This window comes from Streptomyces sp. 351MFTsu5.1 (genome assembly GCF_000383655.1).
GTDB lineage: Bacteria > Actinomycetota > Actinomycetes > Streptomycetales > Streptomycetaceae > Streptomyces > Streptomyces griseorubiginosus.
On the sequence record NZ_KB911776.1, the window covers coordinates 432,771 to 459,133 of the forward strand.

Sequence of the window (26,363 nt, forward strand, 5' to 3'; positions counted from 1 at the left end):
ATCTGGCTGACCGTGGCCGAGGCGCGGCTCGGGGCCGGGCAGGCCGTGGACGCGGGGCCCGTGGAGACGGCCGTGGACCGGGCCCACCACCAGTGGGCGCAGGTCCGTGACGTGGAGCAGGTGCGGCAACTCGGCATCGTGCTGGCCGGGTTGCGGATGCGGGTGCCCGGACGCCGGCAGGGCGCGCTGGAGAACGTGCAGACCCAGCTGCGGAAACTCCAGATGCAGGGTTAGACGAGCATCGCCAGCGCCCCCGAGACCAGGGTGCGCACGCCCGGCCCGACCACCGACAGGTCCGGCGCGAAGAGCGGGCTGTGGTTGCTCGGCACCGCGTCGAACTTCTCCCACAGGTCCGCGCCGGGTGCCGCCTCCCACACGTCGGCCGGGGTGGAGGTCACGAACCAGTACGAGTACGGGAGTTCATCGATCGCGAGCTTCGAGAAGTCCTCGCTGCCCATCGCCGGGCCGGGGTCGAAGACGGTCACGGCGCCGAAGACCTCGCGGTGCACGGCGGCGATCCGGTGGTCGGTCTCCGGGTCGTTGACCGTGACCGGGAACGAGCCGCCGACGATCACCTCCGGCTCGCGCGGGCAGCCCGCCGCATGGCACTCGCCCTCGGCGATCCGGCGGATCGCGGCCAGCATCCGGTCTCGGACCGCGTCCGACTGGGTGCGCAGGTTGAGGGAGATCCGGGCGGTCGACGGGATGATGTTGGGGGCCGTGCCCGCCTCGATCCGGCCGACGGTCAGCACGGCCTGCTCCCGCGGCCTGATCTCCCGGCTGACCACCGTCTGGAGCCGCGTGACGAGGTAGGCGGCCGTCACGACCGGGTCGACGGTGGTCTCGGGCCGCGAGCCGTGACCGCCCCGGCCGTGCACCACGATCTCCACGTCCGTCGTCGCCGACATGATCAGACCCGGCACGTGCGCGTACAGCCCCGCCGGACCCGGTGCGACATGCTGGCCCAGCAGCACGTCCGGACGCGGGACACGGTCGTAGAGCCCGTCGGCGACCATCGCGGCCGCCCCGCCGCCGCTCTCCTCGGCGGGCTGGCCGACCAGCACCAGCGTCCCCGACCAGGCGTCCCTGCCGTCCGCGAGTGCCCGCGCGGCCCCCGCCAGCCAGGTCACGTGCAGGTCGTGCCCGCAGGCGTGCATCACCCCGGGGGCCTCGGAGGCGTACGGCAGTCCGGTGCGCTCCTCCACCGGCAGCGCGTCCATGTCGGCGCGCAGCAGGACGGTCGGCCCGTCCCCGTTGCGCAGGACGCCCGCGACCCCGGTGCCGCCGATGCCCTCGACGGTCTCGAAACCGGCCGCCTCCAGCCGCTCGGCGAGCCGGGCCGCCGTGCGGTGCTCCCGGAACGACAGCTCGGGGTGGCGGTGCAGGTCCCGGTAGAACTCCTCCAGGTCGGGGACCGGGAGGCCGGCGGTGAGGTCCAGCGCGGTACGGGCGGCGGGAGACGTCATGCGGGCAGCGTAGGCGCCGAGAGGGACGGGGGACCCCGGACCGACCGGGGCGGGGAGGTCCGCCGACGTCGACTTGGTGGAACCTTTGCCTCGGTGCGTCCGTTGACGGGGTGAGATCACTCAACGAGTACCGAGGTGACGTCGATGGCACTGTTCGACCGGCTCAAGGACCAGGCCAAGAACCTCCAGCAGCAGGCCCAGGGGCGCGGCGCGACGACCGGTGGGCAGGGACACGGCGGCTCGCGCGGGGGCGGTTCGCGGGCCCAGCTCGTCGGCGTGCTGAAGACGCAGCTCGGCTCGTTGAAGGCCGAGCTGAAGAGCGGTGCGTACCGGGACGCCAGCATGGCGATGTGCGCGCTGGTCGCCGCCGCCGACGGTCAGGTGGACGCGTCCGAGATGCAGCAGATGGAGTCCCTGATCCTCAGCAACGAGGTGTTGCAGAACTTCCCGCCGGAGCAGCTGCGCCAGCGCTTCCACAAGCATGTGGACCTGCTGACCCGCAATTTCCCGCAGGGCAAGGCGGAGGCGCTCCAGGAGATCGCCAAGGCGGCCAAGAAGCCCACCGAGGCCCGCGCGGTGGTCCAGACCGGCATTGTCATCGCGGGCGCGGACGGCCACTTCTCCCAGGCGGAGCAGGCGATCCTGAGGGAGGCGTGCGCGACCCTGGGCCTCCAGCCGGCGGAATTCCAGCTCTAGGCCTTCGGCTCCGGTTCTTCAGACAGGCCCCGGGGTTCCGGCCGGGCTCATTTCGACGTGTGCCCGATGACCTGCCCGACCTGGTGCGTCCGCTCGGCCGGCTGCTCCCCCGCTGCCTTCGCCGGCCCCGCGTTCGCCGCCAGGACGAGCGTGGCAACGGCCACGATCGCGGCGGCGAAACCCCTGGTGTAGCGCGCGGTGGTGCTGGTGCGTCCGAGCACGGCGGCCTCGCAGCGGTGGCGGTGGGTGTCCTGGGGGATGGCTGCGTATTAAGCACGCTTAATACGCGGTTTAACCTAGGGGCTGCGGGAGCCGAACGGCAAGAGGGACTCGGGGAGTTGGCCATGTCGGAGCGGGACGACCCGGGCGTCATCGGGCGACGGGTGCAGCAGTTGCGGGTCGAACGCGGCCTCACCCAGAAACAGCTGGCCGAACCGGCCTACACCCCGGCCTACATCTCCACCCTGGAGTCCGGCCGGGTACGCCCCTCCGACGACGCGCTCAGGCACCTCGCCGACCGTCTCGGCGTCGGCTTCGACGAGCTCGCCACCGGCCGCCCGGCCCACCTCGTCACCGATCTGCGCCTGCGCCTCACGGAGGCCCAGCGCACCCTTGCCACCGGCGAGGCCGAGGAGTCCGCCGAGCAGTACGCCCGTCTCTTCGCCGAGGCCGACGCGCTCGACCTCGCCGACGTACGGTCCGCCGCCCTGCTCGGGCTCGGGGAGTGCGCCGTGGAGACCGGTGAACTCGGCCCCGCCCGGGAGTACTTCGAGCGCGCCGAGCAGGCCCTCGGGCCCGATGTGCCCCTGCCCGCCCGGGTCCCGGCCCTGCGCGGCCGCGCCCTGTCCCACTACCTCGCCGGTGAACTCCGCTACTCCGTCTACCTGTTGGAGTCCACCCTCGACGAGCTCAACCGCGGCGGCCTCCACGACCCCGACGCCCTGCTCCTCCTCTACGCCAGCGTCATCGGGCCGTACATGGACATGGGCGCCCACGCCCGCGCGGCCCAGGCCGCCGAACTCGCCCTCGCGCTCGCCCCGCAGTCCGGCGACCCCGCCCTCGTGGCCCGTATGCACCGGTCCGTCGCCCGTACCCTGCTCGCCGAGGGCCGCCTCGCGGAGGCCGACGCCTCCCTCGCCAAGGCCGCCGAGCTCTACCGCCGGCTCCAGCTCCGTACCGAACTCGCCAACTGCCACTGGATGCGCGGCTACGTCTACGCCCAGAACGGCGAACTGGAGCGCGCCGAGGACGAGTTGCGGCAGGCCCTCGCCATGCTCTCCGCCAAGCGGGCCGCCCTCTACTCCAGCCAGGCCGCCGTCGAACTCGCCGACGTGCTGCACCGGCGCGGCAAGTCCGAGGAGGCCGCCGCCCTGCTGCACGACGTGCTCAGCGACCTCAGCCCCGAGCGCGGGGCCCTGCACTCCGCCGCCGCCCACCGTCTCCTCGGGATCATCGCCGAGGACGCCCGCGACACCGAGGCCGCCGAGGAGCACTACGTGCGCGCCCTGAGCCTGCTGGAGCGGGCCGGCGCCGCGGGTGACCTGGCCGACCTGTGCCGTCTGCTGGGCGACCTGCTGCGCCGTACGGGACGGGTCGAGGCGGCCCTCGACGCCTACCGGACCGGCCTCGGCCACCGCACGGCCCCCGGCACCACGACCCTGGGCCCGGCACCGGCGCAGCCGCCCCTGTGAGGTCCGGCGCGTTCGCACAGTCCCCTCTGTGACGCGGGTCGTACGGGCAGCGCCGGAGGCCAGGGGGCGGCCGCCGCCGTCCGGACGGCGGCGGCCGCCTTGGTGAGGACCGCGGGTGCGTTCGCGCGGTCCTCGGGGAAGGTCCCCGGCCCGCTCGGGACGGCGGGAGACGCCCCGGTCGGCGGCGGGCACAGGGACGGGGACAGGGGGCTGATGCAGGTCTCTGAGGCAGGGGCGGACTCCCGAACGCGCCCGGAGCATGCGGCTTGGAGCGAGGCGCTCAGGCCGACGCGGGGCGCAGGGCACGGGCAGGGGGTACGGGCGAGGGCAGAACGGCTCCGGCACAGTTCGACTCCACGACGCTGTGCGGCCGCTCCCTGACCGTCACCTCCGAAGGTAGTGAATCGGCGTGCCGTCTGTGAAGGGCGTCTGGGGGGCCGGCGGACGAGCTGTTTCGCCCGGGGGGAGAGAGGTGGCCGGCGAGCGCTGCCGCGTCCGACCGCTCACACCTGGACCCGGCCCCGTTTCCTGACCTCCGTCAGCCGCTGGGCTCCCACCTGGAGGGCCGTCCATGTGGCGTCCGTCGTCACGTCGCCGAAACCGCCGTTCGACACCATGATCGCGTCCTCGCCGACCCGGGCGGCGGCGGCCTCCAGCGTGAGGGTGACCGGCTCGCCGTCCGGCGACTGACCAGTCAGCAGCACCCGCAGCCCTTGCCGGGAGTCCCCCGTGTCCGGCAGCTCGGCCGCGGTCACCTGCACGCCCAGCACGGCGCCCGTGGCGGTCGTGGCCGCGAACTGGCCGCACTTGCCCGGGACCCGGCTCAGCCAGGCCAGGGTCTTGTCGGTCCGGGCCGGGTCCAGGGCGAACACCTGGTAGCGCAGCTGCGCCTCGTTCCACGTGTCGTCGAGCCCGACGACCGCACGCGGCTGGGCGTCGGCCCCGAACAGGTCGTCCGCGTACAGCGCGTCGAGCAGCCGCTGGCAGTCCGGCAGCTCGGTCTTCCCCTTCAACACCCCGTCGTGCCAGGTGGCGGTGCCCTGCGTGGGCGTCCAGGGCTCCCCGAGATCGGCCTCCGTGATCAGCGCGGCCTGCGCCATCGCCTCGGTGAGGGCGGTGGAGGAGGCGGGGGAGGCCTTCGGGGACGTCGGGGCCGCGCTGGTGGGCCGGGTGATCGGCGGCTTGGGGGCGGTGGGCGGGGTGGAGAGCGCCGAACACCCGGTGGCACCGAGAAGCACGGCGAGACCGAACACGGCGGCGGGGACACGGGACGGGGTCATGCCTCCAAGTGATCACCGGCCGCGCGGGGTCACCAGCGGTCGGAGCCGTACGGGTTACGCGAAGGTCGCGGACATCCGGCCCCGCCCTTTCCACGCCTACGGCTGCCCCACCGCCCCCGCACGAACAGCACAGGACCAACGGCTCTGAACCGCCCTCCCGGTCAGCATCTCTGGGCGGTCGGCGTCACGTGGGGCGGATCAGGGTCCGCAGTGCCAGTCGGCCGTACAGCGTGGCCAGTGGCAGCTCGGCGCCGAGCGCCATGGCGATCGCGGTGGTGAAGTCGCCCACGGGGCCGCGGTCGTGGTGTCGAACCAGGCGTCCACCACCAGCAGCGTCGCGGTCGCGGTGGCCAGCAGGCCGGCAGGCCGGTGGCAGATCTCGGACTTCGTCCTGGAACACGACCCGCTGGTGCGGGGCCACGTCTACGGACGCTGACCGACGCCAGGCCGGAGAGCCTCCGGTCAGGAGCGGGTCACCGGTGTCTGGAGTTCTGTCACCCAGTCGTCGTGGTTTTCCGGGCACTCCAGGTTGATCTCGCGGGGGTAGCCGGTCGACTCGTAGGCGTTGGCGTCGATCCAGCGGGCCAGGGACTGGGCGGTGGGGAGCACGGTGTTCATCGGGCCGCGGTGCACGATGGTCGCCGCCTGGTCGAGGGACGGCAGGTCGAGGATCCGGAAGGGGCCGTCCTGGAGCGGCGCGGAGACCTGGACGGCGGCGTGGACGCTGATCCTGCCGCCGCCCTCCGCCGCGTCCTCGTAGTACGCGACGCCGGGGCCCGTCGGCGTGATGCCCGCCGCGTCCAGGCGCCGGAACAGCTCGTCGTAGAGCGGTCCGATGACCGGGCCGATGTCCTCGGGCTCGAAACTCGCCGCCGTCGCGGTCAGTTCCGCCACCCGGACGGCAGGGACGCTCTTGATCACAACGTCGTTCGTGGGCATGTGCCCCTCGCTCTCGATCGCTCGGAGTCTCGCCTCGACCTGGACCAGCCGTGCCGCCGCGGCGGCCATCGCGGTCTCCAGTTCGGCCCGCCGCAGTCGCAGCATGCCGCGCAGTTCCTCGGTACCGAGCTTCTCGTCCACGATGTCCCGCACCTGCTGGAGCGTGAATCCGAGGTCCTTGAGCGCGATGATCCGGTTGAGACGGGCGAGCTGGGCAGCGGTGTAGTGGCGATAGCCGCTGGCGGGGTCGACGTGAGCCGGTCGCAGCAGTCCGGTCGCGTCGTAGTGACGCAGCATCCGGACCGAGACGCGGCCGTGCCGGGCGAAGTCTCCGATGGTGAACATGATGTCTCCGAGCTGACCGCCTGACACGGTGTGAGGGTCAAGAAGCTACTTGGTCCGCCGGCGAGGGGCTGTTCCCGTGCGTGGCAGGATTCCGCCGTGACTCCTTTGCCCCGCCCTGCCGAGACCGTGGCGACCGATGCCGGGATGCTCGCTCTGTGGGATCCGGAGAGCTTCACCGATGTCGTGGACCAGGACACATGGGACCTCCGGCTCGGTGCGGACGAGGACGTCCGGCGGTACATCCGGGCGGGCTCCCTGGTACCCCTCAGCATCCGGAGCGACGGTGCCTTCGCGGTCCTGGTGCGCTTCGGCAGCCCCGGCCGGCCTGCTCGGCTGACGGAACGGGAGCGTGCGCACGGGCTCCTCAGCTCGGACGCCTACCTCTTCTCGTCGTCGGGGCGGGTGTGGCTCAGTGGTATCGAGGCGGTGGGTGCGCAGGCGTGGCCCGAGATCGTTCAGTTCGAGCTGCCCGCGGGGCGGTACTCGGTGGTGATCCACCTGATCGCCTGGGAGGACGAGTTCTGCGGCGTCGACGACGACGGGGCTCCCTCGGCCACCGCTCTGCCCGACTTCGTCGTCCTCGTCGCTCCGGCCGGCCCGGGCCAGGACGTGTTCCGTACGGACGTGGAGACCTTCGCCCCACCCGAGACGATCCGACCCGGCTGAGGCCAAAAACCCTTCGCCCCGCTCCCCCGCCACCCCCTACCCTCACCCCATGCAGCGCGCTCAAGCACTCCCGTCCATCACGACGACGCCGGATCACCCCCGGCGCGCTGACCGCTGACGCAGTCCGAAGCCCCGGGGCGAGTGCCCCGGGCGTTCGTTGTGGCCGCCGGGTTCCCTCGCCCCCTGTGAGTGAGGGAGAGACCCATGGACGACCACCGCCGTCTCGGCCGAGAGCTCGGTCTGTTCGACACCGACCCGCTGATGGGCGCGGGGCTGCCGTACTGGTTGCCCGACGGGGCCGTCGTGCGGCATGTGCTGGAGGAGTACGTCCGGGAGGTCGAGCTGGGGGCCGGGTACCGGCACGTGTACTCGCCCGTGCTCGGCAAGCGGGAGCTGTACGAGATCTCCGGGCACTGGGACCACTACAGCGACGACATGTTCCCGCCCATGCGGATGGGAGGCGGCGAGGGGGAGGAGGTCGTGCTGCGGCCCAGTCTCTGCCCGCACCACGCCCTCATCTACCGGTCCCGGTCGCACAGTTACCGCGAACTTCCGCTGCGGATGGCCGAGTTGGGGGCCATGTACCGCTCCGAGCCGTCCGGGGTGCTCGGCGGTCTCACCCGCGTGCGGTCCATCCAGCTCAACGACGCCCACATCTTCTGCACCCCGGACCAGGCCGTGGCCGAGGCCCGCGCCGCCCTCGGGCTCATCCGGCGGGCCTACGACGACCTCGGCATCCGGGCAAGCCGGTACCGGCTCTCCCTGCCGGGGGGAGGCCAGGACGGCGGGGGCAAGTACGTTGCCGACCCGGAGCTGTGGCGCCGCGCCACCGGTCTGCTCGAAGAGGTCCTGGACGGGGTCGACCACGAGGCCGTCGAGGGCGAGGCCGCGTTCTACGGGCCCAAGATCGACGTCCAGGTCACCGACCCCGCCGGCCGTGAGTCCACCCTCTCCACCGTCCAGATCGACTTCCACCAGCCCGAGCGGTTCGGCCTTCACTACGTCGGCAGCGACGGGAGGAAACACCGGCCGGTCATGGTCCACCGCAGCATCATCGGGAGTGTGGAGCGGGCGGTGGCTCATCTCGTCGAGGCGCACGCCGGTGCCTTTCCCGTCTGGCTCGCGCCCGTGCAGCTCGCGGTGCTGCCGGTGGGCGACGGGCAGGAGGAGCGGGCCCTCGACGTCGTACGGCGGGCCCGGGCGCGCGGTGTCCGGGCCGAGCTGTCCGGCTGTGGCGACGGGACCCTCGGTGCCCGGGTCCGTGCCGCGCGGCTCGTGCCGTACCTGGCGGTGATCGGGGAGCGGGAGGCCGACGGCGACCTAGCGGCCGTACGGCTGCGGGGCGGGCGCAGGCCGGGAGCCGTGCCGGTGGCCGAGCTGCTGGCGCGGATCGGCGCACGGGCCGCTGATCGCGGGACTGAACTCTGGGCGGCTGCGTAAGGTCGGTGCCGTACGCCGGCACACGTCAGCGACGTACACGTACGCCAGTGAGGGAAAGGACCCCGCCGTGACCGGTCAGCCCATTCCGGTGATCATCGACTGCGACACGGGTGTCGACGACGCCCTGGCCCTGTTGTTCGCCGTACGGCATCCCGGCATCGACCTGCGCGCGGTCACCTGTGTCGCCGGGAACACCGACGTCGACGGCGTCGTCCGCAACACCCTGACCGTGCTGGAGCAGGCCGGGGCCGGGGACATCCCGGTCGCCCGGGGTGCCGAGCGGCCGCTGATCGAGCCGGTGCGCACCGCGCAGCACGTGCACGGCCTCGACGGGATGGGCGACCTGGGGCTGCCCGCGCCGACCCGGGTGGCGGTGGACGTGGACGCGGTGACCCTGCTCCGGCGGGAGATCCTCGCCTCGCCCCGGCCGGTCACCCTCATCCCCACCGCGCCGCTCACCAACATCGCGCTGCTGCTGCGCACCCACCCCGAGGTGGTGCGCAACATCGAGCGGATCGTGTTCATGGGCGGGGCCGTGGCGACCGGGAACGCCACGCCGGTCGCGGAGTTCAACGTCTGGCACGACCCCGAGGCGGCCGCCGTCCTGCTCACCGCGGGCGTGCCGATCACGATGTACGGCCTCGACGTCTTCGAGCGGGTCGTCGTCCCCGCCGCCGACGTACAGCGGCTGCGGGCGAGCACGGAGCCCAGTCTGCGCATGGCCGGTGAACTCCTCGCCCACCGCGACCCGGCCAGTACCGGCGACCCCACCCCCACCGGCGGGCTCGGCGACGCGGGCGCGGTCTGCGCGGTCGTCGACCCCGACGGACTGACCACCGAACTCCTGCCGGTGGAGGTGAGCCTGGCCCCGGGCCCGACCCGCGGCCAGACCGTCGTCGACCGCCGTCGCCGCCCCGGAGAGTCCGAGATCCACGACGGCGAGCGCGAAGTGACCCTGGTGGACGTCGGGTTGGGCGTGGACGTGGAGCGGTACGTGAAGCTGTGGCTGACGGCGGTGGAGGGCGCCTAGGGCCTGTTGCGGTCCCTCAGGAGCTGCTGACGCCCCACCGCTGCTCCACCTTCGCGAGCCGCCAGTAGGCGATCGCCCCCCCCCACACCACCACGAACAGACCGACGATGACGTACCCGACGTTGTCGAGGTCGATGTCGGCGATCCAGGTGGTGAGGGCGTCGGTGAGGTCGAACTTGTCGTGCAGGACGCCGACCAGCTCGATCGTGCCGATGAAGAAGGCGACCGCGATGGACAGTCCGGTGATGGCGAGGTTGTAGAACACCTTGCGCACCGGGTTGGAGAAGGCCCACTGGTAGGCGAAGTTCATGAAAGTGCCGTCGAGGGTGTCGAACAGGCTCATGCCGGCGGCGAAGAGCAGGGGCAGGCAGAGGATCGCGTACCAGGGGAGTCCGGCGGCCGCGCCCGAACCGGCCATCACCATCAGCGTGACCTCGGTGGCCGTGTCGAAGCCGAGCCCGAACAGGAAGCCCAGCGGGTACATCTGCCCCGGCCGGGTGATGGACTTGGTGAGCCGCCCGAGGATCCGGTTCATGAAGCCCCGCGAGTCCAGGTGCTGTTCCAGCTGCTTCTCGTCGTACGACCCCGCCCGCATCGCCCGGAAGACCTTCAGGATGCCCACCAGGGCGACCAGGTTGAGGGCGGCGATGAGGTAGAGGAAGGTGCCGGAGATCGTCGTACCGAGGAAGCCGAGCACCTGGTGGGTGCTGGAGCCCTCGTTCATGACCTTGCCGGCCAGCTGGGTGCCGCCCGCGATGAGCGCGGCGAGCAGGACGACGACGCTGGAGTGCCCGAGGGCGAACCAGAACCCCACGGACACCGGCCGCTTGCCGTCGGCCATCAGCTTGCGGGTGGTGTTGTCGATCGCGGCGATGTGGTCGGCGTCGAAGGCGTGCCGCATGCCCAGGGTGTAGGCGGTGATGCCGAGTCCGACGCCGAAGGCCTTGGTGCCGACCTCGTAGTGGGCGGGGACGACGAGCAGGAAGAGGATGCCGAACGCGACGACGTGCAGGGCGGTGATCACCGCGAGCAGTCCGGCGGTCTTGAGGGTGTCCTCGCGCCGCCAGCGGAAGCCGGGGGCGGCACCGGTACCGGTTCCGGTACTGGCACCGGTGGCGGGGGGCGTGGCCTTGGACAGGGCAGGCTCGGTCATACGGTCAGCTCCAACACCTCGTGGATCAGTTCCTGACGTGCCGTGGCCGGTCTCCTGGCTTACGGGTCGTGCGTGTCCGCGCCTGCCTTCCCAGTCGTACGACCAGTGGCTTCGACGGCACGGACACTTCCCGATCACAGTGGCGAGGGCCGCGCCGGTCTGGACCTTTGAGGGGTCGTCACCGGCTTCCCGAGCACCACGGCCCGCCCACCGTAGGGGGTGCCGGCCTCCCCTGCATAGCTGCGCACCTGCGCAGGTATGGAAGATCACACAGGGGCGCCTGCGAGGATGAGCCCATGCACCTCGTCCCGGCCGACCGAGCCGACCGCCGCACCATCGACGGACACCGGGTGTGCGACGCCATCGCCGCGATCGGCGACCCGGACGACGTCCGCACCTGGTCCGACCGTTTCGCCCTTCTCGCCGACCCCAACCGCCTCTCCCTCCTCCTCGCCCTGCACCGCACCGGCCCGCTCGCGGTCTCCGACCTCGCGATCGCCACGGGCATGAACGACCCGGCCGTCTCGCAGGCGCTACGGCTGCTGCGCGCGGCCGGGGTCGTGGCGGGGGAGAAGGAGGGGCGGGTGGTGCGGTACCGGGTGGTGGACGAGGCGGTACGGGGGTTGTTGAAGCAGGTGTCCTAGCGGGGCGGCCGGTCGTCGCGGGGGCGGGGGCGGGGGCGGAGGCCGGAGATACGGGTGTCTGTGCTTCGGGTGTCTGCGACGCCGGTGTCCGCGGTCTGGGCGACGGCCACGCGTCGCGGGTGAGCGAGCCGGCCGGCAGCCCGCTTCACCCCTCCGGTCCCCACCGTTCCGGGCCCACGCCGCGCCAGTCGATCCAGCTCGACTGCGCGACCTCCGCCGCGTCGATCTCCAGGCCCGCTCGGCGGAGGAATTCGGCCACGTCGGCCAGGTTGTGGGCGAGGCCCAGGATCTCGCCGTCCACGCGTACGCGGCGGCCGCCGGTGGGGGACGGCGGGTGGACGATCACTCGGATCGGGCCGGACATGTCTTCAGGATCGTCCGCGGTGTACGGTCCCGCACTTCGGTCCGTCATCGGTCGAGCCGTCCCCTCGCCTGGTCGCGCAGCTCCCACCACTCGGCGGGGCGTGGGCGCCGCCGCTCCCAGTGGGGATGGAAGAACAGCTCGGTCGACAGCCGGTACAGGCGTCGGCGCAGCTCGGTGCGGCCGGGGTGCTCGGCGAGGCGCTGGTACGTGGCGCTCCACTCCCGCTGCGTCCGGGCGAGGTCGTCGGGGAACGATCGCATGCCCGGATTCAATCATGTGTTCGATTTTATGGGCCAGGGCCGTCGTCTCCAGGTACGTGCGCACCGTCCGGCCCCGGACACGCCGAAGGGGCCGCCCGCACCGGTGAACCGGTGGGACGACCCCTTCGGAGGACGGGTCAGGCGCGCGTGGCCTTGCGGCGGCGCGTCGCCAGGACGATGCCCGCGCCACCCGCGAGCAGCACCGCCGCGCCGCCCGCGATCAGCGGCGTGTTGCTGCTGGCGCCGGTCTCGGCGAGGTTGTCACCGCCGCCACCGTTCGGGGTGGGGGCGCCCGGGGTCGACGTGGACTCCGAGGCCGACGGGGTCGGAGTGTCCGTGCCCGGGGTCTCGGACGCCGGAGGCGTGCTCTCGGAGGCCGGCGGGGTGGACTCCGAGGCCGGCGGGGTGGACTCCGAGGCCGGCGGAGTGGTCTCCGAGGCCGGCGGGGTCGCCGGAGGCGTGGTCTCGGTGGTCGTGCAGTCCTTCGTGCCGCCGTTCCAGGCAGCGATCAGCTTGTCCTTGATGACCGGGTGGTCCGGGCCCTTGGGGAGGTCGCCGTGCGGGAAGCCGTCCTTGGCGTCGAGCTTGCCGTCGAACTTGGTGTTGCCGCGGTAGAGGTCGACCTGGCCGAAGCAGCCCGCGTCGGGGATCGCGACGTCGAGGGTGTCGACGGCGCCGGCCTTGACGGTCACGCTGTCGAAGTCGTGGAAGACCTGCTCGCCGGAGGTGGCGAACGTCGGGCCGTGCGCGAGGTAGGACGCGAGGGAGGCGGTGCACGTGGTGGCGTCGCCCGCGGCGCGGACCTTGACGTGGACCTTGCCGTCGTCGCCCGGCTTGAGGTTCTGGTCGTCGACCTTGACCGAGGCGAAGAAGTTCTTGCCGTCGAGGGAGAACTCGCAGCGGTCCGTCTCGGTCTTCGAGCCGGCGCCCGTGCCCGGCTTGTAGTGTCCGCCGTCTCCCCAGCCCTTGCCGCCGGGGCAGTCGGAGGCCGAGGCGACGGAGGCGAGGGCGGCGGAGAAGGCGAGCGTCGCGGCGCCCGTCCCCAGCAGACGACGAAGGGTGACACGTCTCGCTATGGACATACGTATCCCGTCAGGATGAGAGTGAGTGATCACAGGAAGCATCAGAAACACTGGGCTCATTGGTCACATGCGCCACGGTGTTCACACATCGTGGTTCTCCGGCCGAATGCTGTCAACCTGCGGTGATGCAAGGGGCGTTCGAAAGCCGTCACAATTTCGACACAGCGGGAATGGGCGACTCCGGTAAAGCCCCGGTTGAAATTCCCGTGAGTGGACAGATATCCCCTTTGTCGCCCATTTTGGCGTCCGCTGTGTCCCCTACGCGAATTCGCCACCGTACGGAATGCACGCACTTCAGAGGAGCCCGCGTGATCTCCCGCACCACCACGCCCGACCTCTCCGGCAAGGACCCCGACTGGTGGCGGCAGGCCGTCGTCTACCAGGTCTATCCTCGCAGCTTCGCCGACGCGGACGGCGACGGCCTCGGGGACATCAGAGGCGTCACCGAGCACCTCGGCCACCTGGCCGCCCTCGGCGCCGACGCCCTGTGGCTGAGCCCCTTCTACCCCTCCGAACTCGCCGACGGCGGCTACGACGTGGCCGATTACCGGGACGTCGACCCGCGCCTGGGCAGCCTGGACGACTTCGACGCCATGGTCGCCGAGGCCCACCGGCTCGGCCTGAAAGTGATCGTCGATCTTGTCCCGAACCACACCTCCCACCAGCACGTCTGGTTCCAGGAGGCCCTCGCCGCGGGCCCCGGCTCCGCCGCCCGCGCACGGTACGTCTTCCGGGACGGCCGCGGCGCGCACGGCGAACTCCCGCCCACCGACTGGCAGTCGGTCTTCGGCGGCAGCGCCTGGCGGCGGGTGCCGGACGGGCAGTGGTACCTGCATCTGTTCGCCCCCGAGCAGCCCGACCTCGACTGGTCCAGCGAGGAGGTCCGCGAGGACTTCCGCACCACCCTGCGGTTCTGGTCCGACCGCGGGGTCGACGGCTTCCGGGTGGACGTGGCACACGCCCTGGTCAAGGACCTGACCGAGCCGCTGCGCGACCTCGGAGACCTGCCCGGGGTCGCCGAGGAGGCCCTGGACCACCTGGCGCCGGGCAGCCACCCCTACTGGGACCGCGACGAGGTCCACGAGATCTACCGCGACTGGCGCACGATCCTCGACTCCTACACCCCGCCCCGCACGGCCGTCGCCGAGGCCTGGGTGCCGGGCGCCCGCCGCGCGCTGTACGCCCGCGCCGACGAACTCGGCCAGGCCTTCAACTTCGAGTATCTCCAGACCCCGTGGGACGCCGACGCGCTGCGCCAGGTCATCACGGACTCCCTCGCCACCGCGCGCACGGCGCACGCCTCGGCGACCTGGGTGCTCTCCAACCACGACGTCGTACGGCACGCCTCCCGTCTGGTCCTGCCGCCGGGCACCGACGAGAACGCCTGGCTGCTCACCGGCGGCCAGGCGCCCGCCGTCGACCTCGCCCGGGGGCTGCGACGCGCTCGCGCGGCCACGCTGCTCATGCTGGCGCTGCCGGGATCGTCGTACGTCTACCAGGGCGAGGAACTCGGGCTGCCCGAGGTCGCCGACCTGCCCTTCGAGGTGCTCCAGGACCCGATCTGGGAGCAGACCGGACGGGTGCGCAAGGGGCGCGACGGATGCCGGGTGCCGCTGCCGTGGACCACGACCGGGCCGTCGTACGGCTTCGGGGCGGGCGGTGCCTGGCTGCCGCAGCCGCAGTGGTTCGCCGAGTACGCCGTCGAGGCCCAGGACGGCACGGAGGGCTCCACCCTGGAGCTGTACCGCACCGCCCTGCGGCTGCGCCGCAAACTCCTCCAGGGGGAGGACCTGACCTGGGTGCACACCGCCCCGGCCGGGGTGCTGGACTTCGTCCGGCACGAGGGCTGGCGGTGTGTCACCAATCTGTCGGAGACCGCGGTCCCGCTTCCCGAGGGGGAGGTGCTGCTCGCCAGTGGATTGCCGGCGAACGGGCTGCTGGGACCGGACACCACGGTCTGGCTCGGGCAGGGCTAGCCCACCGTCGGTGAGGCGCCCGCCGCCGGGGCGCCGCCGCCGTTCGCGTTGTTCTCGCCCGGGATCCCGAGCGGGGTGGACGTCGGGTTCGGCGGCGGGGTCAGCACGACCATCGGCGCGCCCGGCTGCGGGGCCGGTGGCGTGAGGTCGGTGGCGGGCAGCTTCGGCGGGGTGGTCTGCATGAACAGGGCCTGGTCGAAATTGACGAAGCCGGTCTTCTCCATGACCGTCATGTGGTCGAGCACCGTGTCGTTGGCCATGTCGGCCAGCGAGCGCACCAGGGAGTTCTTGGTGGTGGAGCGGATCTTCGCGATCGCGTTGAAGATCGAGCCGTGCGTCACCCGCAGGATGTTGGCGAAGTTCGAGTCGAACTGCTGGCCGGAGCTGGAGTCGATCGTGTTCACGAAGCCGACCTGCTGGGGGCTCGCCACGTTCGGGATGGTGATGTTCAGCATCGGGGCGATCTTGCGGCAGGCTGCGTCGAGGGCCGCGTGTCCGTCGATGAGGTGCTTTCCGGCCTCCTTCACCTCCGGGGTCGTCCCCTTCTGCTGGGCGATCTGACCCAGCGGGTACTCCCACAGACCGGCCGCCCGCACCTTGACGACGAAGTCGCGGTCCTGCTCGGTCAGCGGTCCCCACTGCGTCTGCGCGATGATTCTGTCCTGTGCGGTGGCCGCCTGACTGACACCCAGCATGGACGGGTACGCGAGCGCGCCCAGGGTCAGCGTGAGGGCTCCGCCTACGAACAGCGTTCCCATCGCGTTGCGCGAGAGTGGCACCGTGCCTCCTGCCCGATCGGTGACCCTGCCGGCAGCCGGGTCGAACGCACAGGAGTACGCACACGGGGGCTCAGGTGTTCACCGGCCCTTCCCCGGTTGACCGTTCGTTGACCGCTTCACGGGGAAGTCGCGGGGAAGTCCGGGGCAAATCACGGGAGAGAACGGACGGGCCCCGGATCTAGATTCACTGCATGTCCATGCCACAACAGCGGTCGCTTCCCGTCCTGCCCTACCGCAAGCCCACCAAGGGCCGCGACTACTGGGTCCTCGACGACGTGCTGCCGGACGTCGACGCCGTACGGGACCGCTGTCTCGCCAAGGACGACTGGGTGAAGGGGCATCCGTACACCTCGGAGACCTGGCCCGGACTGCGGACCATGCCCGGACTCGAACCCGCCGAACTCGCCCGGGTGGAGGGGCTGGTGCGCAAGGCCACCGGGGCCCCGAAGCTCTGGGTGCAGCAGGCGCCCGGCGGCGGCACCCTCAACCACAACTGCGTGCAGGTCGTGGGCGAGGGCGAGAGCGAGCCCCGGCCGCACACCGACTCCCGGGCGCTGTGCCGGTACGCCGCCGTGCTGTACCTGAACCCGGGTGTCCCCAAGGACTGCGGCACGAGTTTCTACCGGCAGTCCATGCCGGGCGGCCGGCTCGGCGGCAACGTGGTGCAGGCCCCGCACAACAACCTCGTCGAGGCCCTCGGCACGCGGTTCGTCGCGCCGGACGCCTTCGAGGAGGACGTACGGGTGCCGCACAAGTACAACCGGCTGCTGCTGTACAACGCCAACCTCGTGCACAGCGCGACCGGTTACTTCGGCGGGACGCTGGCGGAGAAGCGGATGACGGCGGTGTTCTTCTGGATGGCATGAGCGGTGTTCTTCTGGATGGCGTGAGCTGACGGGGTTTCACAGGTTCCGGCGGTTCCGGCGGGCGGTTCTAGTAGCGGACCGCTCGCGACACCTTCGCCGTCGCCTTCCCCGACAGGGCGTGCGTGCTGCGTGCGGTCGCCTGGCCGGTGCCGCCCGCCGGGACGTCCGACACCGTCACCACGACCACGTCGAGCAGCTTGCCGTCCTGGCCGGTGAAGTCGACCTCGACGGCGAAGGACTTCGCCGAGTCCGCGCGGTTGGTCGCGGTGACCTCCACCGTCGTACGGCCGTCGGCGGCGGTCTTGGGGGAGGCGAGCCGTACGTCGTCCCTGGCGTCGACGCCGTTCTTGATGTCGTCGAAGCGCCGGCCCGCCTCCGCCGTGGCCGACGACACCGCGTCCCCGGCCCGGGAGGCGGCCGAGGCGACCTTGCTCGCCACGGAGGACGGGCTGTCACCGTCGGAGCAGGCGGTGAGGCCGGTCAGGCCCGTGAGTCCGGTGAGGGCCAGGGCCGCCAGCAGTGCGGGCGTCGTCCAGCGGGTCATCTCGCCTCCCAGGATGCGGTCCCTCCAGTGAAGGGCCGCCGCCGTACGGCCGCACGCCCGGCGTCACCCGAATGGCCCACCCCCGTGGTGGCCGCCCGCGCTGCGCCGGATGGTCGAAGCACCTCGATCACGAAAGGTGGAACACGGCCATGACACAGCAACCGCACGCCACCCAGCCGTCCGCCGGCGGGAAGCAGCAAGCGTCGGCGGGCATGTCCGCGACCGCGCCGGGCCCCGGGTTCACGCCCACCGAGGCCGCGTGGGCCTCCGGCGGGGTCGTCTTCGCCGGTGTGCTGATGCTGATGAACGGTGTCCTCGCGATCTTCCAGGGCATCTCCCTGCTCGCCAAGGACGACGTGTGGGCCCGGGTCGGTGACTACGTCTACAAGGTCAGCCTCACCGGCTGGGGCGTGATCCTGCTCTGCCTGGGCGTGGTCGCCGTGGTGACCGGCGCGTTCATCCTCCGGGGCGCCGGGTGGGCCCGGATGACCGGCATCTTCCTGGCCTCCCTGAGCATGCTCGCCCAGTTCCTGTTCCTGCCCTACGCACCGGTCTGGTCGGTCATCATGATCGGCCTCGACTTCTTCGTGATCTGGGCGCTGGCGGTGTACCGGCCCGCTATGCGGGGCTGACGGGGGCTGTGGGTTCGGCCGGGCCCTGCGGATCGTCCCAGCGGGGCCCGGCCGCGACGGCGTCGGCGGTCGGGTCGGGGGGCGATCCCGGTCGGCCGGGCCCCATGCGGCCACCGAGCTTGCCGCACCGGACCCCGGCTTGCGGCCCCGCCCCGCCTTCGTTCCCGGGCCCGGCCCAGAGCAGACCGGCCTGGGCACCCGAGCGGCCCCACGTGGGGGCCCCGTCACGGGCACCACCTGCCCGGCACCACCTGCCCGGCTGCGGCTGCCCGGCCACGGCTGCGGACAGGCGCCGCGGGGCACGGGGACACCCCGAACTGGACCGCCCCGCAGAAACCCGCCCGCAGGCGCCCCGCGACCGCCGCCCCCCAGCACGGCATGCCGCCGCCGCAACCCGCCAGACCGCCGGACACCCGTACCTCTCGCCTGCCTGGCTGCGCCGCCCGGCTGCGGCTGCGGACAGAGGCCGCGGGGTATGGCAACGTCCCGGACTGGACCGCCCCGCAGAAACCCGCCCGCAGGCGCCCCGCGACCGCCGCCCCCCAGCACGGCATGCCGCCGCCGCGACCAGCCCGTCCGCCGGACAACCCCCACCCCTCACCTGCCCCGAACTCGACATGGACCGGGACGCGAGTCCCGTCAGACGTGGCCGAGGCCGCCGCTGCCGAAGCCTCCGCTGGAGCCGGGCAGCCAGCGTTTGCGGTGCTGGTCCTTTCCTCGTCTGGTTCCCGAGTGGTGGAGCTGGTGGGGCAGGAGCCGTTCCTGCCCGTCCATGGCGTCCGCCAGCTCGTCCGGTTCCCGCATCTCCCGGAGTTCGCGGACGGGACCCGTCTCCGGAAGGCGGGGCTGATCCTCCACGCGTGGCCGCGGCGATTCGCGGTCCTGGACCCGCATCCCAAACTGCACCGCCCACACCAGTGCACCGGCGATGAACAGGCCACCGACAAAGGCGGCGATCACGTTGAGTACTTCGCTCGACGTGGCCGCCAGGACAAACGTCGTCGTACTCATAGTCCGATTATCGCCGATTCGGCCCGAATGGGCAGCGACAGGCAGGCACAGGATCGAGTTCTCGCACGCTCCGCCCCCGCCGAGCAGACCCCCGTGAACCGTTTCCAGGGTTCGCAACGATGAGAGGGTGAACCGATCTTCTCCCCGGGGGACCACATGAACGAGAACGCCGTCCGACCCGCCCTCCGCCCCGCGCACGGCTCCGCCCGGCTCGCCGTCGCCGGGCTCACGCTCGCCGGTGCCGCCTGGGCGCTGCGGGCCGTGTGGCAGGTGCGGCTCGCCGTGGCGGGGGAGCCCGCTTCCGGGCCGCCGGACCAGGGCGAGGGCCGGCACCGCCCGCTCAACGCGCTGGAGAACTCGTACCACCTGGTCAGCGCGGCCGGCGACCTCCTCGTCCTGCTGTGCGCGGCCCTGTTCATCGGCTGGCTGTGGCGCATGCGGGACAACGCGCGCGCCCTGTCCGGCGAGCCGCCCCGCTACGCCGGCATCTGGGTCTACGCCTCCTGGGTCGTGCCGATCGTCAACCTGTGGTTCCCGCGCGGCATCGTCGCAGACATCCACCACAAGAGCGCCCCGGGCCGGAAGCTGCCCGCCGTCGTGAACGTGTGGTGGGCGCTGTGGCTGGTCGGACTGGTCACCGGTGTCGGGCTGATGTACGACGACAGCACCGACGAGACCATCGCCCGCGCCTACCACGGGGTCACCGGTCTGCTGCTCGCCGACCTCGCCGTCGTCGGCGCGGCCGTCGCCGCCGTCCTCATGGTGCGCACGCTCACCGACACACAACATGCGCACATCGGCGACTAGTTGCGGACGCCGAGTGGTGATCCCTTGAAGGAAGGCGGCAGGGCGTTTGATCAGGGGAGAGGGCACCTACTGTTGCGCCTACGTGACAGCCCCCCACCCCCAGGATCGCCATGCGTACCGTCCCCTCCGTCGTGGCCGTCTGCGCGTCGGCCCTTCTGCTCAGCTCCTGCGGAGTCGTCGGCAGTGACACCGCGGTGACCCCCAAGAAGGGCGACGACATCACCCTGGGGCTGCTGCTGCCCGACCGGGACACCAGCCGCTTCGACCGGTTCGACTACCCCCTCATCAAGCAGGAGGTGGCGACCCTCACCCACAACAAGGGCAAGGTCAGTTACGCCAACGCCGGGGCGAGCGCGAAGCGGCAGAGCGAGCAGTTCCAGCAGATGGTCGCCGACAAGGTGGACGTGATCCTGGTGGACGCGGTCGACGCCGCGGCCATCGAACCGTCCGTCCGGAAGGCGAAGGACGCGGGCATCCCCGTCATCGCCTACGACCGTCTCGCCCAGGGCCCGATCGACGCCTACGTCTCGCACGACAACGAACTCGTCGGCGAGGTGCAGGGCCGGTCCATCGTCCAGGCGCTCGGCGACAAGGCCGAGTCCAGCAAGATCGTCATGATGAACGGGTCGCCCGCCGACCCCAACACCGCCCTGTTCGAGAAGGGCGCCCACAGCGAGCTCGACGGCAAGGTCGTCATAGCCAAGCAGTACGACACCCGCGAGTGGCTGCCCTCGGTGGCCAAGGCCCACATGAAGGAGGCGATCGCCTCCGTCGGCCTGAACAACATCGCCGCCGTCTACTCGGCCAACGACGACATGGCGGGCGCGGTCATCGACGAGCTCAAGGAGGCGGGGGCGACCAGAATCCCGCCGGTGACCGGACAGGACGCCACCCTGGCCGCCGTGCAGCGGGTGGTGTCGGGCGAGCAGTACATGACGGTGTACAAGTCGTTCCTGCTGGAGGCCACCAACGCGGCGCAGATCGCGGTCTACAAGATCCAGGGCCGCGACCTCCAGTTCGACGCCCTGATCCGCGACAAGGTCAACAGCCCCACCCAGAACGACATCCCGTCGCTGCTGGTGCCGGTGGTCGCCCTGACCAAGGACAACATCGAGCAGACGGTCATCAAGGACGGCGTCTACACCGCGCAGCAGATCTGCACCGCCCCCTACGCGGCGGACTGCGCGGCCATCGGCCTCAAGTAGCCGTTCCTCAGGGGCCGGTGCGCACCCGGCGGACGACCAGGGCGGTGGCCGTCAGTGCGGTGACCGTGCCGAAGGCCAGGTGGACGGCGGTGTCGGCCGGGGTGAAGGACGCGATCGCGTTGCCCAGCACGCTGAGGACGAGCAGGGGCCACAGGACGAGGTTCACGGGGCACTCCAGAGTTTCGGTGGGTGTCGGTAGGTCTAGGTGGGTGTCGGTGGTCCCGACGCCGACGACGCTACGAGCCGGCACCCCGTCCGGCCGATCCCGCCCGCCGCCCGGTCCGGGGTACAGCAGGCTGTACTTTCCGGCTCCCGGCCGTGCGGTGAACCCCCCTTCCGCCTAGGGTCGTTGTCCTCCAGCCAGAGGAGGTTTCCATGGCCACCGCCGACCTGAAGGGCCTGGTCGTGGGCACCGCGACGACCGCGGCCGCAGCCCTCGGCCAGCTGGTCTCCGGACTGGGCACGGCCACTCTCGCGCCGTTCGTGCTGCTGTGGCTGGCGCTGCCCAAAGGGGTGCGCGTGCTGCACGCCCTGGCGGACATGGAGCGCGCCCGGCTCGCCCGCTGGGGCCCCGAGGTCATCGCCCCTCCCCGGCCGCCCGCGCGGCTGCGGGCCGCCCTCACCGACCCCACCACCCGGCGCGAACTCCGCTGGCTGCTGCGCCACCTGGCGGTGGGGCTGCCACTCGGCATGCTCGGTTTCGTGCTGCCGCTGCTCGCCGTGCGGGACACCGCCTTTCCGCTGTACTGGCGGCTCGCCCCCACCGACGCGACCGCCACCTCCATCGGGATCGGTGTCGCGCACTCCTGGCCGGACGCCCTCGCCGTGTGCCTGCTCGGCGTCGGCTGGATCGCCATCATCCTGGGGCTCGCCCCCGCCCTGGCCCGCCTCCAGGCGAGCCCGGGACGCCGGCTCCTGTCCGCAAGGCCCGACGCCGACCTCTCCCTGCGGGTCGCCGAGCTGACCGCCACCCGGGCCGCCGCGCTGGACGCCCACGCCGCCGAACTGCGGCGCATCGAGCGGTCGTTGCACGACGGCACCCAGAACCGGATCGTCACGGTGACCGTGCTGCTCGGGGCCGCCCGCCGGATGGTCGCCCGCGATCCGGCCGGCGCCGACGAGCTCCTGGAGCGCGCCCAGTCCGCAGCCGAACAGGCGCTGGCGGAACTGCGGACCGTCTCCCGCTCCATCCTGCCGCCGGTGCTCGCGGACCGGGGCCTCGCGGGGGCGCTCACCGGACTCGCCGCCGAGAGCGCGGTGCCGTGCACCCTCGACGTGGAGATGCCACGGCGGTGCGCGGCCTCCACCGAGGCCACCGCGTACTTCGTCGTCGCGGAGGCGCTGACCAACATCGCCAAGCACAGCGGCGCGTCCCGGGCCACCGTCACGGTTCGCGCCCCGGGCCCACGGCTCCTGCTGCGGGTCACGGACGACGGCCGGGGCGGCGCCGACGAGAACGGCGGCTCCGGACTCACCGGCATCCGGCGCCGGGTGGCCGCCCACGACGGCAGCCTCCTGCTGACCAGCCCGGCCGGCGGTCCGACGGTGGTGGAGGTGGAGCTGCCGTGCGGGACGTGAGCCGCCCCGAGGCCGTACGTGAGCAGCACGTCAGTGGTCCCAAGGCCGTACAGGAGAGCGCTCGGCCGGAGCGCTCCCATGACCCCGGAGGTGCACCTGCCATGCGGATCGTGATCGCCGAGGACGATCCCCTGCTGCGCGAGGGCCTCGCCCTGCTGCTGCGCGCCGAGGGGCTGGACGTGGTCGCCACGGCCGACACCGCCGACGGCGCGCTCGACGCCATCGACGCCCACGGACCGGACGTGGCCATCCTCGACGTACGGATGCCGCCCACGCACACCGACGAGGGGGTCCGCGCGGCCGTCGAGGCCCGGCGGCGCAGGCCCGGCCTCGCCGTCCTCGTGCTCTCCGCCTACGTCGAGCAGAGCTTCGCCACCGAGCTGCTGACCGGTGGCGTCGGCGGGCTGGGCTATCTGCTCAAGGAACGGGTCGGCCGGGTCGAGGAGTTCCTCGACGCGCTGCGCCGGGTCGCGTCCGGGGGCACCGCCATCGACCCCGAGGTCGTCGCCCAGCTGTTCACCCGGTCCCACCAGGACGCCCGGCTCGCCCGGCTCAGCCCGCGCGAGAAGGACGTACTCGCCCTGATGGCCGAGGGACTGGGCAACAGTGCCGTCGCGGAGCGGCTGTTCGTGACCGACGGGGCCGTGCACAAGCACATCCGCAGCATCTTCGCGAAGCTCGACCTGGCGCCGACCGACCAGGTGGACCGGCGGGTGGCGGCGGTGCTGCGGTACCTGGAGGACGCGCGGCGGACCCGCTGAAGTACAGCCTGCTGTACGGGGATTCGGGGCGTGCGCGGCAATGATCCGGGGGCGCCGCGCTGGTGTGCTGGAGACATCACATCAGCCCCCTCGGAAGGGATCCGCGGTGAGTGTCCAAGCCCCCGTCAGCATCGAGAACCGTCCGGTTCCGCACGAGCCCGCAGGCCTGCGCGGAAGCATCCGGCGCAACCCCCTGACCTGGTTCTTCACCCTGGCCTTCGCCCTGAGCTGGGCCGCCTGGACGCCGTACGTCCTGTCCCGCAACGGCCTCGACGTCTGGCAGTTCACCTTCCCCGGCGGGCGCGCCGGCAGCCAGCTCACCGGTGTCCTGCCCGGCGCCTACCTCGGTCCGATCGCCTCGGCGCTTCTCGTCACCGGGATCACCGAAGGACGCGCGGGCCTGCGGACCTGGCGGCGCCGGATGCTGCGGTTCAAGGTCGGCTGGCGCTGGTACCTGGTGGTGCTGCTCTCCGTGCCGGCCGCCCTGACCGTCGCCTCCGCCGTGCTCGCCGGCCGCGGTCCCGCGCTGCCGTCCGCGATGATCCTCGCCGCGTACCTGCCGGGACTCCTCATCCAGATGATCACCACCGGGCTCGCGGAGGAGCCGGGCTGGCGGGAGTTCGCCATGCCGCGGATGCAGCACCGCCACGGTCCCCTGACCGCGACCCTCGTCGTCGGCGTGCTGTGGGGCTGCTGGCACCTGCCGCTGTTCCTGACCGAGTGGGGCGGCGGGCCGCATGTGTCCTGGACCGTGCCGGTGCAGTTCGTCGCGATGACGATCGCCTTCAGCTTCGTGATGACCTGGGTGTTCAACCGGTCCGGCGAGAGCATGCCGCTGGTCATGCTGCTGCACACCGGCGTCAACAACTATCTCTCGATCGCCTGGACGGACATGTTCCCCTCGCTGTCCGAGCACGACGGGGCGCGGGCCCTCCTGCTCGCGGCGACGGTGGCGGCGGTGATCCTGCTGGTCGCGACGCGGGGGCGGCTGGGACTGCCCAGGCGGTGATCCGGGGTGCTCGGCGAACGGAACGGGCTTCCTCAGTCGGTCCCGGTCCCGGTGCCCGTCCCGGTCCCGGACGCGAACCGGAGCGAGATGCGCCGCAGGACCTCCGCGGCGGAGGTGTCGGTGCGGCCCTCGTCATGGACCTCGGCCAGCTGGACGAAGGCGAAGGCGAAGCAGTTGGCGATGCTCGCGATGGCGGGACCAAGTTCCTCCACCACGGCGTCCGCCGCCGCGTGGCCGCTTGCGTCGGCGGGCAGGTGGATGCGGGGCAGGGTCTCCACCAGCAGCGCGGACACCGCACCCGTCAACGAGGCCTGCCGGTCCGGGTGTTCTCGCACCTGCCGGCGCATCTCCAGTGCCTCGGTGAGGATCCCGACGACGTTCTGCATGACCTCGCGCTGTTCCATGGGACCGCAGCGTATGCGCTCGACGGCACACGCCATGTGACTCAGGGCACAGGAACTCGGCACAGCGGAGCGGAGCGTTACGGGTGTGAGCGAAACAGAGACGGCGGAACCCGAGCGGGCGCGGATACGGGCCGGGGACCGGGCGGCCTTCGGGGAGTTGTACGACCGCTACGCGCGGACCGTGTACAACCACGCCCTGCGGCTGACCGGGAACTGGGCGGAGGCCGAGGAGGCGATGTCCGAGACCTTCCTGGCCGCCTGGCGGACCCGGGAGACGGTCGAGCCGGAGGGCGGCTCGCTGAAGCCCTGGCTGCTCGGGATCGCCACGCACAAGGCGTACAACGTCAACCGGGGTCTGCGGCGCAGGCTCGCCTTCCTGGCCCGCAGTCCCCAGCCGCGCCCGGTGGAGGACTTCGCCGAGGAGAGCGCCGGCCGGATCGACGACGCACGGCGGCTCGCGGCGGTGCACCGCGCCCTGGGCCGGCTCAGCCGCCAGGACCGTGAGGTGTTCGCGCTGTGCGTGTCGGCCGGCCTCGACTACCGGCAGGCCGCCGAGGCGCTGGGCGTCCCGGTCGGCACCGTGCGGTCGAGGCTGTCACGGGCCCGCGCCCGCCTCGCCCGGCTGAGCGCGGAGACGGAACCGCCCCCGGCTCACGGAGGGATGGACAGTGAGGCCGCACTCGCGGCCCTGTTCCTGAAGGAGGAGACCCGATGAACGAGGCCGAGGAACTGGCGGCCACGGCGGAGTGGGACCTCCCGCCGGAGCGTCACCGTCACTTCAAGGACGTACTGATGCAGCGCATCGACGACGACAAGCAACGTGCCGAACAGCCCTCCGTACGGCGCCGGTTCGCCCGCGCCGAGCGGCCTTCCCCTCGGCGCCGGTTCGCCCGGCCGGCCGTGCTCGTCCCGCTGGTCTCCGCGGCACTGGCAGGGGCCCTGCTCACCACGCTCACGACCGGCGGGCCCACCCCCGCCGCGGAGACCCCCAGCGCCTCCGTCACCCTCCACCGCATCGCGACGGCCGCCATGGCGAGCGACGGGATCCGGGTGCGGGACGACCAGTTCGTGTACGTCAGGACGCTGGACCGCTCGAACAAGGGGAGTTTCACCGGGCCGGTCGAGCTCGGCGCGCTGCACACGGAGGAGCGCTGGACCGCCCAGGACCCCGGCCCGCTGCGGGTCACCGGCTGGCTCCGGTCCAGCGGCAAGGACGCGATCATGCCCGGCCGAGTGCTCCCGATGGAGACCACCGAGCCCGTCCCGGCGGGCGTGTACCACCCCACCTACCGGTGGCTGGCCTCGCTGCCCACCGACCCCGACGCCCTGCTCTCCAGGCTGTACAAGGAGGCCAGGCCGGTCGAGGGCGAGTCCCGGGACCAGGCGGTCTTCTCCCTGATCGGCGACCTGATCAGCGGCGCGGTCATGCCGCCCGCCACCATGGCCGCCTTCTACCAGGTGGCCGCGCGACTGCCCGGGGTGCGGGAGATCCCCGACGCCGTCGACGCGGCGGGCCGGCACGGCATCGCGATCACCCTCGACGACACCGGCTTCGCCACCCGCGAGGAGTGGATCTTCGACAGGAAGTCACTCACCCTGCTCGGCTCCCGCTTCTACCTCACCGACCCGGACCGGGGCATCACGACCGAGACCCTGGCCGGCACGAGTGCCGTGATGGAGACGGCGGTCGTCGACAGCAAGGGCGAGGTGCCCGCCCGGGCCGCCTCCCGCTGAC

30 protein-coding genes and 1 riboswitch are annotated in these 26,363 nt (G+C 72.1%); of the genes, 17 read left to right on the forward strand and 13 right to left on the reverse strand.

The genetic code is table 11. The annotated features are described in order from the left end of the window. Positions 1-230 precede the first annotated feature (230 nt). Positions 231-1,466, reverse strand: a complete 1,236-nt coding sequence (locus H295_RS0105395; protein WP_020134313.1) for an amidohydrolase — start codon at positions 1,464-1,466, stop codon at positions 231-233. Between the two features lie 144 nt (positions 1,467-1,610). Here H295_RS0105395 and H295_RS0105400 point away from each other — a divergent pair, with 144 nt between their 5' ends. Beyond that, positions 1,611-2,162 (forward strand): tellurite resistance TerB family protein, encoded by a 552-nt coding sequence (locus H295_RS0105400; protein ID WP_028809070.1) that lies wholly within the window; start codon positions 1,611-1,613, stop codon positions 2,160-2,162. Between the two features lie 47 nt (positions 2,163-2,209). Here the strand turns inward: H295_RS0105400 and H295_RS47470 are convergent, their stop codons facing one another. Continuing rightward, positions 2,210-2,383, reverse strand: coding sequence for a hypothetical protein (locus H295_RS47470; RefSeq protein WP_020134315.1), 174 nt, complete (start codon positions 2,381-2,383; stop codon positions 2,210-2,212). 123 nt (positions 2,384-2,506) lie between these two features. Here H295_RS47470 and H295_RS0105410 point away from each other — a divergent pair, with 123 nt between their 5' ends. Beyond that, positions 2,507-3,853, forward strand: coding sequence for a helix-turn-helix domain-containing protein (locus tag H295_RS0105410; protein ID WP_020134316.1), 1,347 nt, complete (start codon positions 2,507-2,509; stop codon positions 3,851-3,853). A 503-nt stretch (positions 3,854-4,356) separates the two neighbouring features. On the opposite strand, the gene H295_RS0105415 is transcribed toward H295_RS0105410, so the two are convergent. Continuing rightward, positions 4,357-5,133 (reverse strand): hypothetical protein, encoded by a 777-nt coding sequence (locus tag H295_RS0105415; protein WP_020134317.1) that lies wholly within the window; start codon positions 5,131-5,133, stop codon positions 4,357-4,359. Between the two features lie 301 nt (positions 5,134-5,434). On the opposite strand from H295_RS0105415, the gene H295_RS48345 reads away from it, so the two are divergent. Continuing rightward, positions 5,435-5,569 (forward strand): hypothetical protein, encoded by a 135-nt coding sequence (locus tag H295_RS48345; RefSeq protein WP_020134319.1) that lies wholly within the window; start codon positions 5,435-5,437, stop codon positions 5,567-5,569. A 26-nt stretch (positions 5,570-5,595) separates the two neighbouring features. Here the strand turns inward: H295_RS48345 and H295_RS0105430 are convergent, their stop codons facing one another. Then, positions 5,596-6,417 carry a MerR family transcriptional regulator gene (locus H295_RS0105430; protein ID WP_020134320.1) on the reverse strand — a complete coding sequence of 274 codons (822 nt, stop codon included), beginning with the start codon at positions 6,415-6,417 and terminating at the stop codon, positions 5,596-5,598. A 96-nt stretch (positions 6,418-6,513) separates the two neighbouring features. Here H295_RS0105430 and H295_RS0105435 point away from each other — a divergent pair, with 96 nt between their 5' ends. The 3 genes from H295_RS0105435 (at position 6,514) to H295_RS0105445 (ending at position 9,553) form a co-directional block, all read left to right on the forward strand. Then, on the forward strand, positions 6,514-7,083 hold the full coding sequence (locus tag H295_RS0105435; protein WP_158691022.1) for a hypothetical protein: 570 nt from the start codon (positions 6,514-6,516) through the stop codon (positions 7,081-7,083). 204 nt (positions 7,084-7,287) lie between these two features. Further along, positions 7,288-8,523: a threonine--tRNA ligase gene (gene thrS / locus H295_RS0105440; RefSeq protein ID WP_020134322.1), complete on the forward strand. Its 1,236-nt coding sequence runs from the start codon at positions 7,288-7,290 to the stop codon at positions 8,521-8,523. Positions 8,524-8,590: 67 nt separating this feature from the next. After that, a complete protein-coding gene (locus H295_RS0105445; protein ID WP_020134323.1) occupies positions 8,591-9,553 on the forward strand; it encodes a nucleoside hydrolase in 963 nt (320 codons plus the stop codon). Between the two features lie 16 nt (positions 9,554-9,569). Here H295_RS0105445 and H295_RS0105450 read toward each other — a convergent pair whose 3' ends face one another. Continuing rightward, positions 9,570-10,706, reverse strand: a complete 1,137-nt coding sequence (locus H295_RS0105450; RefSeq protein ID WP_020134324.1) for a HoxN/HupN/NixA family nickel/cobalt transporter — start codon at positions 10,704-10,706, stop codon at positions 9,570-9,572. 26 nt (positions 10,707-10,732) lie between these two features. Continuing rightward, a riboswitch (cobalamin riboswitch) is annotated at positions 10,733-10,922 on the reverse strand. An 80-nt stretch (positions 10,923-11,002) separates the two neighbouring features. Between H295_RS0105450 and H295_RS0105455 the strand changes: the two genes are divergently transcribed. Then, positions 11,003-11,350: an ArsR/SmtB family transcription factor gene (locus H295_RS0105455; protein WP_020134325.1), complete on the forward strand. Its 348-nt coding sequence runs from the start codon at positions 11,003-11,005 to the stop codon at positions 11,348-11,350. A 145-nt stretch (positions 11,351-11,495) separates the two neighbouring features. Here the strand turns inward: H295_RS0105455 and H295_RS0105460 are convergent, their stop codons facing one another. From H295_RS0105460 to H295_RS0105470, 3 genes are all read right to left on the reverse strand, one after another. Beyond that, positions 11,496-11,714, reverse strand: coding sequence for a hypothetical protein (locus H295_RS0105460; RefSeq protein WP_020134326.1), 219 nt, complete (start codon positions 11,712-11,714; stop codon positions 11,496-11,498). A 44-nt stretch (positions 11,715-11,758) separates the two neighbouring features. Then, positions 11,759-11,974, reverse strand: a complete 216-nt coding sequence (locus tag H295_RS0105465) for a hypothetical protein (protein WP_020134327.1) — start codon at positions 11,972-11,974, stop codon at positions 11,759-11,761. Positions 11,975-12,111: 137 nt separating this feature from the next. Further along, entirely contained in the window at positions 12,112-13,056 is a 945-nt protein-coding gene (locus H295_RS0105470) for an LAETG motif-containing sortase-dependent surface protein (protein ID WP_020134328.1), read from the reverse strand. 308 nt (positions 13,057-13,364) lie between these two features. On the opposite strand from H295_RS0105470, the gene H295_RS0105475 reads away from it, so the two are divergent. Then, entirely contained in the window at positions 13,365-15,032 is a 1,668-nt protein-coding gene (locus tag H295_RS0105475; protein WP_020134329.1) for a glycoside hydrolase family 13 protein, read from the forward strand. On the opposite strand, the gene H295_RS0105480 is transcribed toward H295_RS0105475, so the two are convergent. Continuing rightward, complete coding sequence (locus tag H295_RS0105480; RefSeq protein WP_020134330.1) at positions 15,029-15,790, reverse strand: DUF4142 domain-containing protein; 762 nt, start codon at positions 15,788-15,790, stop codon at positions 15,029-15,031. The two genes, H295_RS0105475 and H295_RS0105480, sit on opposite strands and share 4 nt — an antisense overlap. 212 nt (positions 15,791-16,002) lie before the next feature. On the opposite strand from H295_RS0105480, the gene H295_RS0105485 reads away from it, so the two are divergent. Next, the gene (locus tag H295_RS0105485) at positions 16,003-16,677 is read left to right on the forward strand and encodes a DUF6445 family protein (RefSeq protein WP_020134331.1); all 675 of its coding nucleotides are present in this window, start codon (positions 16,003-16,005) and stop codon (positions 16,675-16,677) included. Between the two features lie 67 nt (positions 16,678-16,744). Here the strand turns inward: H295_RS0105485 and H295_RS0105490 are convergent, their stop codons facing one another. Further along, positions 16,745-17,221, reverse strand: coding sequence for a hypothetical protein (locus H295_RS0105490; RefSeq protein ID WP_020134332.1), 477 nt, complete (start codon positions 17,219-17,221; stop codon positions 16,745-16,747). 149 nt (positions 17,222-17,370) lie between these two features. On the opposite strand from H295_RS0105490, the gene H295_RS0105495 reads away from it, so the two are divergent. Then, positions 17,371-17,853, forward strand: a complete 483-nt coding sequence (locus H295_RS0105495) for a DUF7144 family membrane protein (RefSeq protein WP_020134333.1) — start codon at positions 17,371-17,373, stop codon at positions 17,851-17,853. Positions 17,854-18,492: 639 nt separating this feature from the next. Here H295_RS0105495 and H295_RS0105500 read toward each other — a convergent pair. Then, positions 18,493-18,864 carry a DUF6479 family protein gene (locus tag H295_RS0105500; RefSeq protein ID WP_028809071.1) on the reverse strand — a complete coding sequence of 124 codons (372 nt, stop codon included), beginning with the start codon at positions 18,862-18,864 and terminating at the stop codon, positions 18,493-18,495. A gap of 156 nt (positions 18,865-19,020) precedes the next feature. On the opposite strand from H295_RS0105500, the gene H295_RS0105505 reads away from it, so the two are divergent. Both H295_RS0105505 and H295_RS0105510 read left to right on the forward strand, forming a co-directional pair. After that, positions 19,021-19,671, forward strand: coding sequence for a DUF4328 domain-containing protein (locus tag H295_RS0105505; RefSeq protein WP_020134335.1), 651 nt, complete (start codon positions 19,021-19,023; stop codon positions 19,669-19,671). Positions 19,672-19,781: 110 nt separating this feature from the next. Then, complete coding sequence (locus H295_RS0105510) at positions 19,782-20,876, forward strand: sugar ABC transporter substrate-binding protein (RefSeq protein WP_020134336.1); 1,095 nt, start codon at positions 19,782-19,784, stop codon at positions 20,874-20,876. Positions 20,877-20,883: 7 nt separating this feature from the next. On the opposite strand, the gene H295_RS47475 is transcribed toward H295_RS0105510, so the two are convergent. After that, a complete protein-coding gene (locus H295_RS47475) occupies positions 20,884-21,042 on the reverse strand; it encodes a hypothetical protein (protein WP_020134337.1) in 159 nt (52 codons plus the stop codon). Between the two features lie 209 nt (positions 21,043-21,251). Here H295_RS47475 and H295_RS0105520 point away from each other — a divergent pair, with 209 nt between their 5' ends. The 3 genes from H295_RS0105520 to H295_RS0105530 all read left to right on the forward strand — a co-directional run bounded on the left by H295_RS0105520 (position 21,252) and on the right by H295_RS0105530 (position 24,224). Beyond that, complete coding sequence (locus tag H295_RS0105520) at positions 21,252-22,454, forward strand: sensor histidine kinase (RefSeq protein ID WP_020134338.1); 1,203 nt, start codon at positions 21,252-21,254, stop codon at positions 22,452-22,454. A 101-nt stretch (positions 22,455-22,555) separates the two neighbouring features. Next, complete coding sequence (locus H295_RS0105525) at positions 22,556-23,215, forward strand: response regulator transcription factor (protein WP_020134339.1); 660 nt, start codon at positions 22,556-22,558, stop codon at positions 23,213-23,215. 106 nt (positions 23,216-23,321) lie between these two features. Continuing rightward, complete coding sequence (locus tag H295_RS0105530; protein WP_020134340.1) at positions 23,322-24,224, forward strand: CPBP family intramembrane glutamic endopeptidase; 903 nt, start codon at positions 23,322-23,324, stop codon at positions 24,222-24,224. A 32-nt stretch (positions 24,225-24,256) separates the two neighbouring features. Here H295_RS0105530 and H295_RS0105535 read toward each other — a convergent pair whose 3' ends face one another. Continuing rightward, a complete protein-coding gene (locus tag H295_RS0105535) occupies positions 24,257-24,628 on the reverse strand; it encodes a hypothetical protein (RefSeq protein WP_020134341.1) in 372 nt (123 codons plus the stop codon). A gap of 85 nt (positions 24,629-24,713) precedes the next feature. Here H295_RS0105535 and H295_RS0105540 point away from each other — a divergent pair, with 85 nt between their 5' ends. After that, a complete protein-coding gene (locus H295_RS0105540; RefSeq protein WP_020134342.1) occupies positions 24,714-25,343 on the forward strand; it encodes an RNA polymerase sigma factor in 630 nt (209 codons plus the stop codon). Then, the gene (locus tag H295_RS0105545) at positions 25,340-26,362 is read left to right on the forward strand and encodes a CU044_5270 family protein (protein ID WP_020134343.1); all 1,023 of its coding nucleotides are present in this window, start codon (positions 25,340-25,342) and stop codon (positions 26,360-26,362) included. The genes H295_RS0105540 and H295_RS0105545 overlap by 4 nt, the downstream gene beginning before the upstream one ends. Position 26,363 lies beyond the last annotated feature (1 nt).

What these genes read in the sequence shown, in the direction of transcription:
- H295_RS0105545 (WP_020134343.1), top strand. Translation starts at nt 25,340, where the DNA reads ATGAACGAGGCCGAGGAACTGGCGGCCACGGCGGAGTGGGACCTCCCG.
- thrS (WP_020134322.1), top strand. Translation starts at nt 7,288, where the DNA reads ATGGACGACCACCGCCGTCTCGGCCGAGAGCTCGGTCTGTTCGACACC.
- H295_RS0105525 (WP_020134339.1), top strand. Translation starts at nt 22,556, where the DNA reads ATGCGGATCGTGATCGCCGAGGACGATCCCCTGCTGCGCGAGGGCCTC.
- H295_RS0105500 (WP_028809071.1), bottom strand. Translation starts at nt 18,864, where the DNA reads ATGAGTACGACGACGTTTGTCCTGGCGGCCACGTCGAGCGAAGTACTC.
- H295_RS0105410 (WP_020134316.1), top strand. Translation starts at nt 2,507, where the DNA reads ATGTCGGAGCGGGACGACCCGGGCGTCATCGGGCGACGGGTGCAGCAG.
- H295_RS0105395 (WP_020134313.1), bottom strand. Translation starts at nt 1,466, where the DNA reads ATGACGTCTCCCGCCGCCCGTACCGCGCTGGACCTCACCGCCGGCCTC.
- H295_RS0105455 (WP_020134325.1), top strand. Translation starts at nt 11,003, where the DNA reads ATGCACCTCGTCCCGGCCGACCGAGCCGACCGCCGCACCATCGACGGA.
- H295_RS0105495 (WP_020134333.1), top strand. Translation starts at nt 17,371, where the DNA reads ATGACACAGCAACCGCACGCCACCCAGCCGTCCGCCGGCGGGAAGCAG.
- H295_RS0105490 (WP_020134332.1), bottom strand. Translation starts at nt 17,221, where the DNA reads ATGACCCGCTGGACGACGCCCGCACTGCTGGCGGCCCTGGCCCTCACC.
- H295_RS0105450 (WP_020134324.1), bottom strand. Translation starts at nt 10,706, where the DNA reads ATGACCGAGCCTGCCCTGTCCAAGGCCACGCCCCCCGCCACCGGTGCC.
- H295_RS0105485 (WP_020134331.1), top strand. Translation starts at nt 16,003, where the DNA reads ATGTCCATGCCACAACAGCGGTCGCTTCCCGTCCTGCCCTACCGCAAG.
- H295_RS0105400 (WP_028809070.1), top strand. Translation starts at nt 1,611, where the DNA reads ATGGCACTGTTCGACCGGCTCAAGGACCAGGCCAAGAACCTCCAGCAG.
- H295_RS0105535 (WP_020134341.1), bottom strand. Translation starts at nt 24,628, where the DNA reads ATGGAACAGCGCGAGGTCATGCAGAACGTCGTCGGGATCCTCACCGAG.
- H295_RS0105505 (WP_020134335.1), top strand. Translation starts at nt 19,021, where the DNA reads ATGAACGAGAACGCCGTCCGACCCGCCCTCCGCCCCGCGCACGGCTCC.
- H295_RS0105430 (WP_020134320.1), bottom strand. Translation starts at nt 6,417, where the DNA reads ATGTTCACCATCGGAGACTTCGCCCGGCACGGCCGCGTCTCGGTCCGG.
- H295_RS0105415 (WP_020134317.1), bottom strand. Translation starts at nt 5,133, where the DNA reads ATGACCCCGTCCCGTGTCCCCGCCGCCGTGTTCGGTCTCGCCGTGCTT.
- H295_RS0105520 (WP_020134338.1), top strand. Translation starts at nt 21,252, where the DNA reads ATGGCCACCGCCGACCTGAAGGGCCTGGTCGTGGGCACCGCGACGACC.
- H295_RS0105460 (WP_020134326.1), bottom strand. Translation starts at nt 11,714, where the DNA reads ATGTCCGGCCCGATCCGAGTGATCGTCCACCCGCCGTCCCCCACCGGC.
- H295_RS0105480 (WP_020134330.1), bottom strand. Translation starts at nt 15,790, where the DNA reads ATGGGAACGCTGTTCGTAGGCGGAGCCCTCACGCTGACCCTGGGCGCG.
- H295_RS0105465 (WP_020134327.1), bottom strand. Translation starts at nt 11,974, where the DNA reads ATGCGATCGTTCCCCGACGACCTCGCCCGGACGCAGCGGGAGTGGAGC.
- H295_RS0105470 (WP_020134328.1), bottom strand. Translation starts at nt 13,056, where the DNA reads ATGTCCATAGCGAGACGTGTCACCCTTCGTCGTCTGCTGGGGACGGGC.
- H295_RS0105510 (WP_020134336.1), top strand. Translation starts at nt 19,782, where the DNA reads ATGCGTACCGTCCCCTCCGTCGTGGCCGTCTGCGCGTCGGCCCTTCTG.